Source organism: Clostridium hydrogeniformans DSM 21757 (assembly GCF_000686705.1).
GTDB lineage: Bacteria > Bacillota > Clostridia > Clostridiales > Clostridiaceae > Clostridium_Z > Clostridium_Z hydrogeniformans.
Genome location: NZ_JMLJ01000016.1, coordinates 1 through 16309 on the forward strand (window position 1 = coordinate 1; position 16309 = coordinate 16309).

The following is a 16309-nucleotide window of genomic DNA, read 5'->3' on the forward strand; positions in this document are numbered from 1 at the left end:
AGAAGGCCGATGGTACTGCTTGGGAGACTGAGTGGGAGAGTAGGAGGTTGCCAGGTTAATTGGCCCATTGGTCAAGCGGTTAAGACACCACCCTTTCACGGTGGTAACAGGGGTTCGATTCCCCTATGGGTCACCATAAAAGTAGAATGCTATTTAGCATTCTACTTTTTTTATTTTATATTAATTAATGAGATTTTATTTTTAAAAATGTTACATATATAATATGCTAATAGATAAAATAAATTTATATAATTTAGTTAAATTGAAGCTTACACACATGATATTAACATATATGTGGATTAATTCTGTGGATAATGTGTATAAAACTGTGCATATGTTTTATGAATTTTTAAATAATAATACTTTTCTGTGGATAACTTCAGTAAATTATTCAATATTTCGTAAGTATGATATAATTTTAATATATTTAGAAGGAGATTAAGTATGAAGATTGATAAAAAAACGATAAGAGCAGAATTTGTTAAAAGACCTAATAGATTTCAAGGGTTTGTTAATATAAATGATGAAGAAGTTATGGCTCATGTTCCTAATACAGGAAGATGTAAAGAAATATTAATACCTGGATGCACTGTAATACTTAGAAAAGAAGATAACCCCAATAGAAAAACTGCGTATAGTTTAATTGCGGGATATAAAGATGAAAGACTTATAAATATAGATTCTCAAGTTCCTAATAAAATTGTAGAAGAGGCTTTAGCTAATGGGGTCATAGATGAACTTAAGGAGTATAAGGATATATTAAGAGAAAAAACTTTTGGAAATAGTAGATTTGATTTTAAGCTTAATAAAGTTGAAGGTGATTATGATGCTTTTGATCAAGAATATTATTTAGAAGTAAAAGGTGTTACTTTGGAGGAAGATGGAGAAACAAGATTTCCAGATGCTCCAACTGATAGAGGAAGAAAACATCTCTTAGAACTTATAGAAGTTAAAAAGAGTGGAAGAGGTGCTGGAGTATTATTTGTTATACAGATGGATGATGTGAAGTACTTTAGGCCTAATGATGAGATGGATAAGGCCTTTGGAGAAGCATTAAGGCTAGCTAAGGATAATGGAGTAGATATAATGGCATATTGTTCAAAAGTCACTGAGGACTCCATAACATTATATAAAAAGATTCCTATAAAACTTTAAGATTAGGGGGAGAAAAAATGAAGTTTAAGTTTTGTCCAATATGTGGGGATAAGTTAGTTGAAAAATATAGTTGGGATGAGGGGGGAGTTCCTTACTGTGAATCTGATGATATTATGTTTTTTGATACTCCAAAACCATGTGTAATTGTAGCAGTCATAAAAGATAATAAAATTCTTTTGCTTAAACAGGATTATATATTTAAAAACTCCAAGGTTCTAGTTTCAGGATATGTTACAACAGGTGAATGTGTTGAAGAAACAGTTAAAAGGGAAGTATTAGAAGAAACAGGTATAACTGTGGGGGAAATAAAATATTTAGGGAGTGAGTACTTAGATAAAAGAGAAATATTGATGTTAACTTTTATGGCTAAGTATGAAAGTGGAGAAATAAAGAAATCAGATGAAGTTGATTGGGCAAACTGGGGTAACATAGAAGATGCTCTTTGTGAGATGAAGGAAGATGAAATTGGAAAAAGGATAGTTAGGAAGGTTTTAAAGGAAATAGGATATGAGGGAACTAAAGCATATAGATGTGATATAAAAGAGTAATGGTTAAAATATAAATATAAGACTTTATCACTATTAATTAAGATTAGTGATAAAGTCTTTTTATTTATATTCTAATTAAATAAAAGAATAATATTTAGGTATATCTATATAAGATTAAATAAGTTTCTTAAAACTTATTCATAAGTATGCTTTATTTTAGTTTTAAGGTATTTATTATTTTTATATAGAAGTATTATTAAATTCTTCTCTTAAGCTCTATGGTTAAAATTGAGTCTTCATAATTTATATATGCCTCATCAACCATTATACCAACAAGAGATAATTCAGAGTCTAGGTCACCATCGCCTGTAAGTTCCCAGTAGCATTCTTCCATCTCATGACATCTTGGATAATTCATTAAAGTCACTAGATCATCTAAGGTGTCACTAGGTAGGTCTTTAATCTCCGATTTTAATAAAAATATAGTTTCTTTACCTTGAGTTTTTATATCTAAATTTATATGACTTGCTCCATAGCTATAGCATAAATTCATTAGTTCATCAGAAATTTTTATATTCCTTTGATTAATGTGCTTCATGTTTAGGAGACTCCTTTCTGAATGTATTAACAAGGGGGATTAGAACTATTGCTACTATTCCACCAGCTAAACCATTATTATATAGGTTTAACCCTCCATGTAAATATCCTGTATTCATTACTACACATACATGTAAAAAGCCGGCTAGTATTCCAATTAGCACACCATATTGTCCAGCTATAGGTGATAAGGTAGTACTAAATAGTACAGACAACATAATTGAGGGGGAAGTTATTTCCCATATATTTAAGAATGTAGATAGGCAAGCCCCTATTACTATTGGAGTCACATTTCTTAAATGCTTACCAAAGGCGCCAAATCCAACTATAGTAAATACTCCTCCTAATGTAGGTCCATTTAAATCACCACCTACTAAAATTACAAATAATGTAGATGCTATTCCTAGTATACCCATATTTATGTATGCGGCACCACCATATATTATGAAGTAATCAGTTACTAGTCTACCACTATGTTTAGTTAATTTCAAAGTGTTTTTAAAGCTTTTATCATTTTTAATAAAACCTAATATTATTAGATAAATAAATAGGCATATAAAGAGTATTCCAAACTCTTTATTGCTACCAGTATGCCACAAAAGCCTTTTAGGAAAGTTTATGCCAAGAGATCTAAAGATGGACATCATAATAGTACCTATTAGCCCAGCAGCAAGTCCAATATTATATAGGTTATAACCTTGATGAAGCTTTATACAATGAGTAGCTAATGGCGGAAGAATAAAGCCTGTAAAAACTCCAAATAGGCAACCTATAATAATACCTAATAATGGAGGAAATATACCAATAAAGGCGAACTCACTTACAATAGGTGATAATGCTGTTCCAAGTAATGAAAGAAGTATGTAATTTAGAAAAGGTTCTTTTTGATATTTAGAATGTAACCATACACCTAGTATTATGGGCCATATATTAAAAATATTTTTCCCAAAAAAACTAAACCCAGCCATTAGAAAAAGTGACATGATTGTAGAACCGTTGGGTTTTATACCAACGAAAATTAATAGGGCAATACACATAAGTGTTGCAAGACCTGCGTTTACAAAGGTAGCACCTGTTCCAGCCAGGGCTATATAATCTGTTATAAGAATATCTGAATTAAATACAATCTTTTTTAACCCTAAAAATACATTATAAGGGCCATCTATTATAAAACCTAACACTACAAGAATAGAAAAGATAAAGATAAAGTCTTTGTATGCTTTATACAAGTTTTTCATAAAACCCTCCTTTTAAGTTATGGATTAAGAAATGTTTTTCATAAAAGTTCTCAACGAGTAATATTAAGGGACTATTATAATAATATTTCTTTTATTAATAAGTTATTATAAGTATCAAAAGTTTTACATTAATAATATTGATATTTATAAAACTATAAAGTAATGGATATAGGTTTATAATAAATATGTCTTAGTGAAGTAATTTTTTAGTAGCTTAAGATACATATTTTATTATTATAAATTTTATTACATCATAAACAAGTGTTTCAAGTCAATTATACCCTAAAATCGACGTTAAATCTATTTAGCTTTGAATTCTTTAATATTCTTACGTATTTTTAGGTTTTATTCACAAATTTGAGTTACTAGTATTAAAAAATTTAATTTATAAAATGTGAACTTTTTATAAAAATACTCTTTAAATACTTATGTTTTAGATATATAATTATTTCATTAAAGATTAGTGTCTTATATAAGGATTTTAAGGGGGAGTTTAAATGAAAGAAATACAGGAAGTAAAAGGCACTTCAAGGGAACATCTAAAGTTGGTCCCAGAAATAAAGGGAACTTTAAGAGATCATATGATTGAGGTTCCTAATATTATAAGGGAAGCTAGTGGAATAAAGGTCTTTGGGAAAAGACTTAAGTCTTTCTTATTTAGTACTGATGTAGCAATTATAAGAAATTCTAATGCAGATGCTATAATAGCAGTGTATCCATTTACGCCTCAACCAGTCATAACTCAGGCTTTAGTTATGGCAGCAGATGTGCCGGTATTTTGTGGGGTTGGAGGAGGAATAACTACAGGTAAAAGGGTAGTGAATCTTGCTCTAGATGCCGAGTTTAAAGGAGCATTAGGAGTAGTAGTTAATAATCCTACACCTAATGAGGTTATAGAAAAGGTTAGAAAAACCATAGATATCCCAATAATAGTTACTGTAGTTTCAGAGTATGAAGATATAAGAGCTAGGATTGAATCAGGAGCAACTATATTAAATGTTTCTGGAGGAAAGGATACTGCTAAGATAGTAAGAAAAATAAGAGAAATATATCCGAACTTTCCTATTATAGCTACTGGAGGTCCTACAAACCAAACTATTTTAGAAACTATTAATGCAGGGGCTAATGCCATAACCTATACGCCACCTTCAACAGCCGACATTCTAAATGATTTCATGATAACATATAGGGAGAGATATAAGCTAGATACAGATATAGATAAGGAGGATTAGAATGGCAGTAGGAGGAGACAATTGTACTTTATGTCCAGAATTTAAAAGTAACAAATGTGATGGTAAGGCTAATGATTGTATGTGTAGGAGATGCCCAAGAAGCCTTGGTAAATGTATAATTACTAAATATTGTAGTGAAACTGAATCTATATTAGATTTAGTTTAAGCTATTAAGTATTAATATAGTCTTTAACACATATATAATATGTACTATTTCTTTATAGCTATTATATATAAGTTATATTTTGGAAATTAAGTACGGAAAATTAAAAGCTAAATATGGGACTTAAAGTTTACTATTGAAACAATTTATAATTGTTAAGTTAATAGTATGAAACAATAATTTAATAGAATTAATATTACTTTTATTTAGACTCTATGATAGGCTTTGTTTAACCTATAATGGAGTCTATAATTTTAAAAGTTTAAATATTAAAAATAGAAGACTATATTTAAGGGGGCTATGTTTTATGAGAGAAGAAGTAAATATGAAACTGGGAGAACTTAAAAGCTATTTAAAGAACATTTATTATCTAAATCATGCTATGTCTTTGCTAGGATGGGACACAAGAGTTACTATGCCTAGAAAAGGTAATGATGAAAGAGGTGAGGTTCTAGGGTATTTATCTTTAGAGGGATATAAGTTAAGGACATCACCACAAATTAAAGGTTTTATTGATTTCTTTGAAAAAGAGAAGGACTTAGATGATGTAACTAAGGTTATAATAAAGAAAATAAAGAAGTCTTATGATAAAATGACTAAAATACCAGGAGAAAAAAACAAGGAGTGGGTTATATCAACATCTAAGTCAGAAGCAGCTTGGGAAGATGCAAAGGATAAAGGGGATTTTCATATATTTAAGCCTCATCTTCAGGAGATGATAAATATATCTAAAGAGTTTGCTGAGTATATAAAAGAAGATGATAAAAAGTCTAATTATGAGGTATTATTAGATGAATTTGAGCCAGGAAACACAATAGAATCATTAGATAATGTTTTTACAGATTTAAAAGAAGGTATATTAGATATTTTAAATAAGATAAAAAACTCTAACATTAATATAGATGATAGTATTCTAAAAGTATCTGTAAAGAAAGCAGATCAAGAAGCTTTTGTTACTCATGTATTAGAAAAGCTTGGATATGATTTTAAAGGAGGAAGGATGGATGAGAGTGTACATCCATTTACTCTTACAGTGGGATGTGGAGATGTTAGAATTACCACTAGATATATAGAGAATGCTTTTACTAATGCCTTTTTCTCATGTGTTCATGAAGGGGGACATGCTATATATGAGCAGGATATACCTAATACATTAAAGTATACTTATCTTGATACTGCTTCATCTATGGGAATTCATGAGTCACAATCAAGGTTTTATGAAAACATAATAGCAAGAAGTGAATCATTTTGGACATATTATTTTAAGGAAGTACAACAAAGATTTCCACATCTTAAGGATGTATCTTTAGATAATTTTTATAATGCTATAAACAAAGTAAAGCCATCACTTATAAGAGTAGATGCTGATGAATTAACTTATAGTCTTCATGTAATAATAAGATATGAGATTGAGAAAATGTTAATAGATGGGGATTTAAATGTAGAAGATTTGCCAAAGGTATGGAATGAAAAATATAAAGAATACCTAGGGATAGAACCTAAAGATGATAGAGAAGGCGTACTTCAAGATATGCACTGGTCAGGAAGAATATTTGGGTATTTCCCAAGTTATGCTCTTGGAAATCTTTATGGGGCTCAATTTTTAAATAAAATGCTTAAGGATATGCCAGATATGTATGAAAGAATAGAAGAGGGGGAGTTTAGTCATATTCATAAGTGGTTAAATGATAACATTCATGCTCATGGTAGTATTTATGAGCCTTCAGAACTTATAAAAGTTGTAACTGGAGAGGAATTAAATTCTAAATACTTCTTAAAATATCTAAGAGAAAAGTATTCTAAAGTATACAATATTAACCTATAGAATAAACTATTAATATAAAGAGTTCATTTAGCAAGTTTAGTATGTTTGGTATATTTAATTGAGAACATATAAAAAGCTTGTTATGTGAGCTCTTTTCTAGTTTAATGCGTAGAGTAGTCTTAGGGACGGTTAACATATATAAGGTTTTAAAGGCTTGAGTAAAATTTAAAATTTTATATATGATTAATGAGCATATTATTATAAATATTTCACAAAAAATAATAATTTAGAGACTGATTAATATTTTAGGGACGGTTAATAATTAATTAGTTTATATAAAATTATTATATTTAATATTGATTTGTATATAATCACCAGATTATTCATTTGGCATATTTTATAATATAACTAAGTGATAAAGGGTGGGTAACTTGGGATAACTTTAACATCAATACATTATATATATTTATTATTTATTATACTAATTATAGTGTTTATGATTAGAAAAAAGGATACAAGTTTATTATGCATTCTCGGAATTTTAATATTAGGGATTCTTGGAACTGGATCTTTCTACAAGTCTCTAATGGGGGTATTCAATTCACTAATATATGCAACAAAAGAGCTTATGCCAACAATATTTATAATCTCAATAATAACAGCTATGAGTGGAGTTCTTAAGGATACAAAAATAAATGAGGAATTAACAAGACCATTTAGTAAGATTATGAAGAATTATATTATTGCTTACTTTGGAATAGGCTTATTTATGATGATAATATCGTGGTTCTTTTGGCCATCACCATCCATAGCATTAATAGGAGCAATATTTTTACCAATAGCAGTAAAATCAGGGTTACCACCTATAGGAGTAGCAACAGCTATGACCATATTTGGATATGGTATAGCTTTATCTAGTGATTATATAATACAAGCAGCACCAAAACTTACATCAGATGCTGCAGGAATTGGAGTCTCAGAAGTTATGAGAGCTTCAGTACCTCTAGAAATAACTATGGGAGTGGTAACTGCAATATCAGCTTTCTATTTTTTAAGAAAAGATATTGAGAATGGGGTAATAAAAAATGTAGTAATTGATTTTAAGAATAGTGATGAAATAGAAGATAAAGTATATATTTCAAAAAAGTTAAGAAAAGTTCTGGCTATAATGATTATAATTTTATTTTCTATAGATATTGTTTTAATGACTTTATATAACCTACAAGGTGGAGATGCTACAGCTTTAATAGGTGGGACAGCTCTTATGATATTAGCGCTAATAGCTTCAATAGCTTATAGGGGTAAAGTTTGGGAAAAGGTTACATCTAATATAGTAGATGGATTAATGTTTGGATTCAAGATTTTTGGTATCATAATTCCTGTAGCGGCTTTCTTTTATATGGGAGACTCTGCTATTACTCAAATATTTGGTGAAGTTTTACCAAAGGGATCTAATGGTATAGTTAACGATCTAGGAGCATATTTAGCACATTTAGTTCCAATAAATAAGGCAGTATCCGCTATTACATTGACTGGAGTTGGAGCTATAACAGGATTAGATGGATCAGGATTTTCAGGCATACCTTTAGTTGGATCTATAGCAAGACTTTTTGCTGGAGATAATACTAGTTCTTTAGCAACATTAACGGCATTGGGGCAGATATCTGGAATATGGATAGGAGGGGGAACTATAATACCATGGGCTGTAATTCCAGCTGCAGCAATATGTGGACTAAGTCCATTTGAGGTTGCTAAGAGAAATCTAAAGCCTGTATTAATAGGATTAGGAGTAACAACATTAGTTGCAATATTAATACTTTAAATTTTAATTTGTGTATAAATGTTAACCGTCCCTAAGATTTAGAATCTTAGGGACGGTTAACATTTATACATATAAAGGAATAATAATTATAGATTAAGTCTAGAATCTATAATAAAAAAGATACGGAGGAGTATTATGCCTAGAATAGCAAGAATTAAGGATGAAAATGCTATATATCATATAATGATAAGGAGTATAAGTGAAGTCAATCTTTTTAGAGATGATGAGGATAAAATAGCATATATAAATATAGTTAATGAGTATAAAAAACTATATTTATTTAAAGTTTATGGATATTGTATAATGACAAATCATGCTCATTTTATAATAGACTGTTGTGGAGCTGATATATCTAAAATAATGCATTCTATAAATTTTAAATATGCTAGATATTTTAATAATAAACATAAGAGACATGGTCATTTATTCCAGGATAGGTTTAAGAGTAAAATAGTTAAAGATGAGAGATATCTATGTGCTCTTTCATTATATATACATAATAATCCTACAGACATAAAAAAGTATAAAAACTCTCCACAAAAATATAGATTTTCTAGTTTATATATATATTTAGGAAGTAAAAAAGATGAATTCAATTTAGTCGATGATAAGTTTATACTTAGTATATTCTCTAAGAACTTGAGGAAAGCTAGAAATAAATACAAGAATATTGTATGTACATGTATAGGGAAAGCTATAAATGATATAGATATTATTGATGAAATAACAGAATATAGAAGTCAACGATATATAATTAAAAGAGGTTACTCAGTAGATAATATAATAGAATTCATATGTAAGTCATTTAATGTAAGTAAAAATAGTATGTACTTAAAAAATGTAAAGGACATGGTATATATAAAATCCATGTTAGTCGTGTTTATGAGGAGCATCTGTGGAATGAAATGTTCAGATATATGTAAGGTTTTAGGCAATATAACTCAGAGTAGAGTATCTAAATTATCGAGTATAGGAATAAATTTAATAATGAGTGATGAAAAATATGACTTGATATTCCAAAAGTTTATAAAAGAAGATTTAAAAGTTAGTTAGGCTTTTTCAAAAAGTTTTAAATTATAAAAAATTATTTATATTAATTAAATAGGACAAGCTTATAAATATAGAATATAAGATTAAAAGAAGTTGAGAAATAAATTTATTTTAATCTTATATTTAATATAAATATGTTAACCGTCCCCAATTTTAAATCTATGAATAATTAAGATAGTTATAGGAACAATATAAATAAAGCTTAATTTTGGAGTGGATGTATATGAGTTATAATAATGATTATAAGAATATAGTAGGGCAACATTGCTATGGATACACACCTAAAACCTTAGTTAATTTATTGAGTAACGGACCTAACGGTGGAAGTTGTTATAATTGCACTCATTATATGAGAGGTAATGGAAACTGCTCTAAAAATTTATATGAACCTATGTTTAATATATTTAATAAGAATTAGTTATATAAAATTAGTTTTTAAAACCTTTATAATTTCTATATTTTTAAGAATTATAAGGGTTTTATTTCTATATGGGATGAGTAAATATATTTATTTCATTAGGCACATAATAAATTATAAATATATTTTAAGGAGTGTTTTTTATGAAATATAGAAATAAAAAAGAATTTAAAAAAGAAAACTATTTGGCTAATGGATCTAAAACACAAAATCAATGGGCTAAGAATAAGCTTAACACAAGTATGCAAGAGCCTGGCATTAATGAAAGTGGAATAGAAGCAAAGAAAAGAGGGTTCTAAGAATATATTAAATTTTTATATAACACTAGGTATGTAATAATCATACTTAGTGTTATTTTTCATATTTATTTTAAAAGTATTTTCAAATGTTAGATGCTTAGATAAGTTAGAATTTACTTAGAGGAGATTAGCTTTATGCTAAATATAGGATGATTGATACTACAAGAAAGTCTTATAGTTTAGTTCATTTTAATAAGGGATTAATATTAATAATAAAATTTAAGGTACAAGTATTTTATTACATTAAATTCAGGAATAAGATTATGTTAGTTATTTTTTTAAATTTATACATTAGTAATTATAATATAAAATAATGTTAACCGTCCCTAAGAAACTAAAGAGTGTATAATAAGTGATATACTTGATATTAAAGTAAAGAGAGGAGGAGTAAAATAGGTGCTTTTATAAAGAGTTTATTTATAGATGTAGTAAGTACTTATTTTATGAGTATTATGATAGAAGAATTAAGAAACTTAGAGGGAAAAACAGAAGAAGAATTTTTAAGAGACTATGACTCTAGCAAATATAGAAAACCATCGGTTACTGTGGATATGGTTATATTTAAGAAAGAAAATGCATATGATGATCAGGTGTGTAATAATTTTAAAGTACTTCTTATAAAGAGAGGTAATTTTCCTGATATAGGTAAGTGGGCATTTCCAGGTGGATTTATAGAGATGGAAGAGGACCTTGAAGAATCAGCAGCTAGAGAGCTAGAAGAAGAGACTGGATTAAGTGGTATATATTTACAACAATTAAGGACATTTGGAACTGTAGATAGAGATAAAAGAGATAGGGTCATAACTGTAGCTTATATGGCGATTATAGATGAGGATATGAAGGCAATAGCAGGAGATGATGCAGCAGAGGCTAAGTGGTTTGACTTAAATTTTGAAATAGATAAAGATATTCTTAATATAGAACTTTCAAATGAAGATGGATTAAAACTTACTCCACAACTAAAAATTATAAGTAAGTACTTTGGCAGAAGACAAGTATTAAGATTTTCAATAATAGATAGAGGTGGTATTGCAAGTGATCATAGTGAGATATTAGCATATGCATTAAATAAGCTAACAAATTCCTTGATTTGACAAATAAGTTGATGTATTATTATGGAAAAATTAAATAATATACAAATAATTTATATAATTATTAAATATAGTAGGCGCAAGAATAATATATAAATTATTAAAAATATTGAGAATATTCGAAATTGATGATAAAATTAAAGAGCATTAAAAAATATAAATATAATATGGATTGACCATAAGGTATGGAGGGTTGCTAATGCATAAGAAATTATTTATTCCAGGACCAGTAGAGGTAAGACCAGATGTTCTTGAAAAAATGTCAACACCTATGATAGGGCACAGAAGTAAGGATGCTTCAGCTCTTCAAAGAAGAATAAGCGACAATATGAGAAAGCTATTCTATACTAATAGCGAAATATTATTATCGACAACTTCAGGAAGTGGACTAATGGAAGGTGCTGTTCGTTCATGTACAGCTAAGAGAGCTGCTATATTTTCAGTAGGAGCTTTTGGTGATAGATGGTATGATATGGCTGTAAGTAATAATGTTCCAGCAGATTTATTTGAAGTTGAATGGGGAACTCCAACAACTCCAGAAATGGTGGACAAGGCTTTAGCTACAGGAAAGTATGATTTAATAACAGTAACCCATAATGAAACCTCAACAGGAATAATGAACCCAGTGGAAGAAATTGCTGAAGTTATGAAAAAGTATCCGGAAGTAGTTTGGTGCCTAGATACAGTAAGTTCGGCAGGTGGAAGTAAAATTGAAGTAGATAAGCTAGGAGTAGATATTTGTATAACTTCTACTCAAAAATCCCTTGGATTGCCTCCAGGAATGGCTATTTGTACATTCTCAGAAAAGGCATTGGAAAGAGCTAAAACAGTTGAACATAGAGGAATATATCTAGATTTATTAACTCTATACAAGTACATTCAAAAGAAGGATTATCAATATCCATCAACACCATCACTTTCACACATGTATGCATTAGATTATCAGCTAGATAGAATAGTTAATGTGGAAGGTATAGAAAATAGATTCCAAAGACATAAAGATATGGCTGAAGTTGTTAGAGCTTGGGCTAGAGAGCATTTTGAAGTATTCCCACAAGAACAATATTTATCTAATACCTTAACAAATATTAAAAATACAAAAGAAATAAGTATTTCTGATTTAAATAAGAAACTGGGAGAAAGAGGGTTCCAAATATCCAATGGATATGGAAAACTTAAGGATAAGACCTTTAGAATAGCACATATGGCTGATTGCCAAATGGAAGATATAAAAGAGCTTTTAGGGGTTTTAGATGAAATATTAGGATTTTAGTTATCTTATTTAAAATAGAGGAGACAAAATATAATAAATTTTTGTCTCCTTATTTTATCAAATAAATTGTTTTACAGTACTTAAGTATTATTTACGCTTAGAGATTGGAGGATAATAAATGATTAGAATATTAGTTACTGACGGAATGGAAAGTAGTGGAATAGATGAACTTAGAAAAAGTGGTTTTGAGGTTGTAGAGAAATTTTATAGCCCAGAAGAGCTTGGAGATGCATTAAAGGATTTCAACTGTGTTGTAGTAAGATCTGCAACAAAGGTTAGAGAACCTATAATAGATAAGGCTTTAGAGGGAGGAAATTTAAAGCTTATAATAAGAGGGGGAGTTGGAGTAGATAACATAGATGTTAAATATGCTGAGTCTAAAGGAATATCTGTGAGAAATACCCCAAATGCTTCTAGTGCTTCAGTTGCAGAACTTGCAATAGGTCATATGTTTGCCGCAGCTAGATTTATAGGAGTTGCAAATGCAACTATGAGAGAAGGAAAATGGGACAAAAAGAAATATGAAGGATTTGAGTTAGGCGGAAAAACTTTAGGACTTATAGGATTTGGAAGAATTGCTAAGGAAACTGCTAAAAGAGCGGAAGCATTAGGGATGAAGGTTATCTATACTAAAAGATCGGGAAAAGAAGCAGAATATGATAACTATGAGTATTGTGATAAGGAAGAATTATTAAAGAAATCAGATTTTATATCTCTTCATATTCCTTACGATAAAGTTAATGGACCTACTATAGGTGAAAAAGAGTTTGAACTTATGAAGGATGGTGTGTATTTAATAAACCTTGCAAGAGGAGGAATTGTATGCGAAAAAGCACTTCTTGATGCATTAAATAGCGGCAAAGTAAGAGGAGCAGGTATAGATGTATTTAAGGAAGAACCAACTAAGAATATGGATATTGTAAATCATCCAAGAGTATCTGTAACACCTCACATAGGAGGATCTACTATAGAAGCTCAAACAAGAATAGGTGAAGAAATAGTATTCATAATAAAAGAGACTTTTAAATAGGGACGGTTAACAACTTATAGGTAATTAAAAGGGACGGTTAACATTTTATAGGTTGATAATATTATTATATAGAAAGATATTATATAAAAAGTTGTTAACCGTCCCTAAATTAAGGAGGGAAATTCATGGCTATAGTTAGGCCTTTTAAAGCGGTTAGACCAAATGAGGAACTAGCAAGTAAGGTTGCAGCTCTTCCATATGATGTTATGAATAGTGAAGAAGCTAGAGATATGGTAAAAGATGACCCATATTCTTTTCTGCATGTGGATAAAGCAGAGGTAGATTTAGATCCTTCAATAGATTTATATGATAAAAAAGTTTATGAAAAGGCTAGAGATAATTTATATGGAATGATAGAAAGTGGGACATTAATAGAGGATAATAAGCCATGTCTATACATATATAGACAGATAATGGATGGCAGAATTCAAACTGGATTAGTTGTTTGTACATCTATAGATGATTATATAAATGATGTAATTAAAAAGCATGAATTTACAAGAGCTGATAAGGAGAAAGACAGAATAAATCATGTGGATTATTGTGATGCAAATACTGGTCCAATATTTTTAACTTATAGGAATAAGGACGACATAAATAGTACGGTGAAAAATTGGACACAAACTAATAAGCCAGTTTATGATTTTACTTCTGAAGATGGAATAAGCCATATAGTTTGGGTTATAGATGATGAGGAAACTGTAAAAAGACTTTGCTTTTTATTTGGAGAAGTAGATTATTTGTATATAGCAGATGGGCATCATAGAGCAGCTTCTGCTGTAAAAGTAGGGCTAAAAAGAAGAGAAGAAAATAAAAATTATGATGAAAAGGACGAATTTAACTATTTTCTATCAGTTATATTCCCAGATGATGATTTATATGTAATGGATTATAATAGAGTAGTTAAGGATTTAAATGGATATAGTGAAGACGAATTTATGGGAAAGGTAAAGGAAGCTTTCGATATTGAGGAATATAAGGGTGAAGGACAGTATAAGCCACAAGAAAAGCATAGCTTTGGAATGTTAATGGATGGAAAATGGTACAAGTTAGTAGTAAAACAAGGAATCTTTGATGAGAATGATCCTGTAGATAGACTAGATGTATCAATACTTCAAAAGAACTTACTTCATCCTATATTAGGAATAGAGGATCCAAGAACAGATAAGAGAATTGATTTTATAGGTGGAATAAGAGGACTTAAAGAGCTTGAAAGAAGATGCTCAAATGATATGAAGGTTGCATTCTCAATGTATGCAACAACAATAGATGATTTGATGGCTATAGCTGATGCTGGAAAGGTTATGCCTCCAAAATCTACTTGGTTTGAACCAAAACTTAGAAGTGGATTATTTATCCATAAGCTTAAATAATACAAATATATTAAAATCCCTTTTAGCTAAAATACTAAAAGGGATTTTTAGTTTAAGTAATATATTTTGATTCTATATAAATTAAATGTTAACCGTCCCTAATTAAGATCCTAGAGGGGATTAAATTTTATGAAATAAAAGGCTAATCCATTCATTGCTTTGTTTTTTAGAATCTAGAGCAAAGCTGTAGCTTTCTACTATAGTTTTAACCTCTTCATAACTCCACTCTACAAGACCGGAGACTAAAAGCATACCATTATTTTTTATATGATCCTTTATAAATGGCATAAATAGCTCAGTTTCTTCCCCACCTATATTTATTATAACTAAGTCATAAATTTTACCTGATAATAAAGACTTGTCTTCTATAGCATTTCCTACAACTATATCTATATTGTTAATAGAATTTAGACTAGAATTAAATTCTATCTCTTCTGTTACATCCCTTATATCAAGAGCAGTAACTTTATTAGCATTTACTATAGATGAAGCAATAGATAAGATACCAGAACCAGTTCCTATATCTAATACAGATTTTTCACTTAAGTCCATGTCTAGGATAAATCTTAAAAGATCTTGTGTGGTTTCATGTATACCTGTTCCAAAGGCACCTTGAGGAATAAAGTTTATTTTATTTTTATCATTACAATCATAGCTAGGATCAGCAAGTATGTATCCATTGTTCAAATCAATAGGTTCAAAGTCTACTTGAAAGTTTGAATCATCCATTTCTACTATTGAAAGAGATGATTCTTTAATGATATCTTGTAAAATTTTATAATTTTTATCTGCTTCCTCTTTACTATCACATATTACATTTATAGAAACCAATTCGTTAGAATTTTCTTCATAACCATATCCGTATTTTTCTTCAGTTACAGTAAAAGGAGTTTCATAATAAACATTATATATATCATGAATTTGAAGAGTTTCTATTATTTCATCTGCATTTGAATATTGACTATTAAAAGTTATTTTGAACATATTAAAACCTCCTTAACTAAAACATTGTACTCCTTAGAAATATTTTAATCAATAAAAAAATTTACTATATGTATAATAATGAATTCTTCCCTAATCATAAAAATTAATACCATAATATAGGGGATATAAGGTGAATAAATATAATATCATATATAAGTTTTTTTAAATATTATATAGTGTACAAAAATACTTTTACATATTGAGATATATTTATATAAAACTAAGGTGGATAATATGCTTCTAAGTGAGTTATACATATATTAAAAAATGTTAACCGTCCCTATTTTTAAAGAAATTTAAAGAAATATATTGATAATAATAGTTATGCAAA

Annotated in this window: 16 protein-coding genes and 1 tRNA gene; 14 read left to right on the plus strand and 3 right to left on the minus strand. The window is 29.1% G+C overall.

Annotated elements, in window-relative coordinates; all coding sequences use genetic code 11:
- The first annotated feature begins 61 nt into the window (after positions 1-61).
- The 3 genes from BR69_RS0110245 to BR69_RS0110255 all read left to right on the plus strand — a co-directional run bounded on the left by BR69_RS0110245 (position 62) and on the right by BR69_RS0110255 (position 1703).
- Positions 62-136: transfer RNA gene (locus BR69_RS0110245), tRNA-Glu, on the plus strand.
- A 308-nt stretch (positions 137-444) separates the two neighbouring features.
- Entirely contained in the window at positions 445-1155 is a 711-nt protein-coding gene (sfsA, locus tag BR69_RS0110250; protein WP_027633110.1) for a DNA/RNA nuclease SfsA, read from the plus strand.
- A 17-nt stretch (positions 1156-1172) separates the two neighbouring features.
- A complete protein-coding gene (locus tag BR69_RS0110255) occupies positions 1173-1703 on the plus strand; it encodes an NAD(+) diphosphatase (RefSeq protein ID WP_027633111.1) in 531 nt (176 codons plus the stop codon).
- 196 nt (positions 1704-1899) lie between these two features.
- Here the strand turns inward: BR69_RS0110255 and BR69_RS0110260 are convergent, their stop codons facing one another.
- Together BR69_RS0110260 and BR69_RS0110265 are read right to left on the minus strand one after the other, a co-directional pair.
- Complete coding sequence (locus tag BR69_RS0110260; protein WP_027633112.1) at positions 1900-2241, minus strand: hypothetical protein; 342 nt, start codon at positions 2239-2241, stop codon at positions 1900-1902.
- Complete coding sequence (locus tag BR69_RS0110265; RefSeq protein ID WP_027633113.1) at positions 2228-3478, minus strand: DUF1576 domain-containing protein; 1251 nt, start codon at positions 3476-3478, stop codon at positions 2228-2230. Before BR69_RS0110265 ends, BR69_RS0110260 begins: the two co-directional genes overlap by 14 nt.
- A 497-nt stretch (positions 3479-3975) precedes the next feature.
- Between BR69_RS0110265 and BR69_RS0110270 the strand changes: the two genes are divergently transcribed.
- The 11 genes from BR69_RS0110270 to BR69_RS0110320 all read left to right on the plus strand — a co-directional run bounded on the left by BR69_RS0110270 (position 3976) and on the right by BR69_RS0110320 (position 14994).
- Positions 3976-4710, plus strand: a complete 735-nt coding sequence (locus BR69_RS0110270; protein ID WP_051623574.1) for a beta/alpha barrel domain-containing protein — start codon at positions 3976-3978, stop codon at positions 4708-4710.
- 1 nt (position 4711) lies between these two features.
- Entirely contained in the window at positions 4712-4876 is a 165-nt protein-coding gene (locus BR69_RS21975) for a hypothetical protein (RefSeq protein ID WP_027633115.1), read from the plus strand.
- 304 nt (positions 4877-5180) lie between these two features.
- Positions 5181-6698 (plus strand): carboxypeptidase M32, encoded by a 1518-nt coding sequence (locus tag BR69_RS0110280; RefSeq protein ID WP_027633116.1) that lies wholly within the window; start codon positions 5181-5183, stop codon positions 6696-6698.
- Between the two features lie 436 nt (positions 6699-7134).
- Entirely contained in the window at positions 7135-8460 is a 1326-nt protein-coding gene (locus BR69_RS0110285) for a hypothetical protein (protein WP_242840683.1), read from the plus strand.
- Between the two features lie 135 nt (positions 8461-8595).
- A complete protein-coding gene (locus BR69_RS0110290; RefSeq protein WP_034849737.1) occupies positions 8596-9513 on the plus strand; it encodes a transposase in 918 nt (305 codons plus the stop codon).
- A gap of 220 nt (positions 9514-9733) precedes the next feature.
- The gene (locus BR69_RS0110295; protein ID WP_027633119.1) at positions 9734-9928 is read left to right on the plus strand and encodes a hypothetical protein; all 195 of its coding nucleotides are present in this window, start codon (positions 9734-9736) and stop codon (positions 9926-9928) included.
- A 143-nt stretch (positions 9929-10071) separates the two neighbouring features.
- Positions 10072-10227, plus strand: a complete 156-nt coding sequence (locus BR69_RS21980; RefSeq protein WP_162832174.1) for a hypothetical protein — start codon at positions 10072-10074, stop codon at positions 10225-10227.
- 443 nt (positions 10228-10670) lie between these two features.
- Positions 10671-11321, plus strand: a complete 651-nt coding sequence (locus tag BR69_RS20370) for an NUDIX domain-containing protein (protein ID WP_084315417.1) — start codon at positions 10671-10673, stop codon at positions 11319-11321.
- A gap of 196 nt (positions 11322-11517) precedes the next feature.
- Positions 11518-12591 (plus strand): pyridoxal-phosphate-dependent aminotransferase family protein, encoded by a 1074-nt coding sequence (locus BR69_RS0110310; RefSeq protein ID WP_027633120.1) that lies wholly within the window; start codon positions 11518-11520, stop codon positions 12589-12591.
- 118 nt (positions 12592-12709) lie between these two features.
- Positions 12710-13621 (plus strand): D-2-hydroxyacid dehydrogenase, encoded by a 912-nt coding sequence (locus BR69_RS0110315; RefSeq protein WP_027633121.1) that lies wholly within the window; start codon positions 12710-12712, stop codon positions 13619-13621.
- Positions 13622-13746: 125 nt separating this feature from the next.
- Positions 13747-14994 (plus strand): DUF1015 domain-containing protein, encoded by a 1248-nt coding sequence (locus BR69_RS0110320; protein ID WP_027633122.1) that lies wholly within the window; start codon positions 13747-13749, stop codon positions 14992-14994.
- Positions 14995-15114: 120 nt separating this feature from the next.
- Here the strand turns inward: BR69_RS0110320 and BR69_RS0110325 are convergent, their stop codons facing one another.
- On the minus strand, positions 15115-15978 hold the full coding sequence (locus BR69_RS0110325; RefSeq protein ID WP_027633123.1) for a 50S ribosomal protein L11 methyltransferase: 864 nt from the start codon (positions 15976-15978) through the stop codon (positions 15115-15117).
- Between the last annotated feature and the right edge of the window lie 331 nt (positions 15979-16309).

Coding starts and splice junctions, on each gene's coding strand:
- BR69_RS0110290 (WP_034849737.1), top strand. CDS start 8,596: ATGCCTAGAATAGCAAGAATTAAGGATGAAAATGCTATATATCATATA.
- BR69_RS0110315 (WP_027633121.1), top strand. CDS start 12,710: ATGATTAGAATATTAGTTACTGACGGAATGGAAAGTAGTGGAATAGAT.
- BR69_RS0110295 (WP_027633119.1), top strand. CDS start 9,734: ATGAGTTATAATAATGATTATAAGAATATAGTAGGGCAACATTGCTAT.
- BR69_RS21980 (WP_162832174.1), top strand. CDS start 10,072: ATGAAATATAGAAATAAAAAAGAATTTAAAAAAGAAAACTATTTGGCT.
- BR69_RS21975 (WP_027633115.1), top strand. CDS start 4,712: ATGGCAGTAGGAGGAGACAATTGTACTTTATGTCCAGAATTTAAAAGT.
- BR69_RS20370 (WP_084315417.1), top strand. CDS start 10,671: ATGAGTATTATGATAGAAGAATTAAGAAACTTAGAGGGAAAAACAGAA.
- sfsA (WP_027633110.1), top strand. CDS start 445: ATGAAGATTGATAAAAAAACGATAAGAGCAGAATTTGTTAAAAGACCT.
- BR69_RS0110280 (WP_027633116.1), top strand. CDS start 5,181: ATGAGAGAAGAAGTAAATATGAAACTGGGAGAACTTAAAAGCTATTTA.
- BR69_RS0110325 (WP_027633123.1), bottom strand. CDS start 15,978: ATGTTCAAAATAACTTTTAATAGTCAATATTCAAATGCAGATGAAATA.
- BR69_RS0110270 (WP_051623574.1), top strand. CDS start 3,976: ATGAAAGAAATACAGGAAGTAAAAGGCACTTCAAGGGAACATCTAAAG.
- BR69_RS0110260 (WP_027633112.1), bottom strand. CDS start 2,241: ATGAAGCACATTAATCAAAGGAATATAAAAATTTCTGATGAACTAATG.
- BR69_RS0110265 (WP_027633113.1), bottom strand. CDS start 3,478: ATGAAAAACTTGTATAAAGCATACAAAGACTTTATCTTTATCTTTTCT.
- BR69_RS0110310 (WP_027633120.1), top strand. CDS start 11,518: ATGCATAAGAAATTATTTATTCCAGGACCAGTAGAGGTAAGACCAGAT.
- BR69_RS0110320 (WP_027633122.1), top strand. CDS start 13,747: ATGGCTATAGTTAGGCCTTTTAAAGCGGTTAGACCAAATGAGGAACTA.
- BR69_RS0110255 (WP_027633111.1), top strand. CDS start 1,173: ATGAAGTTTAAGTTTTGTCCAATATGTGGGGATAAGTTAGTTGAAAAA.
- BR69_RS0110285 (WP_242840683.1), top strand. CDS start 7,135: ATGATTAGAAAAAAGGATACAAGTTTATTATGCATTCTCGGAATTTTA.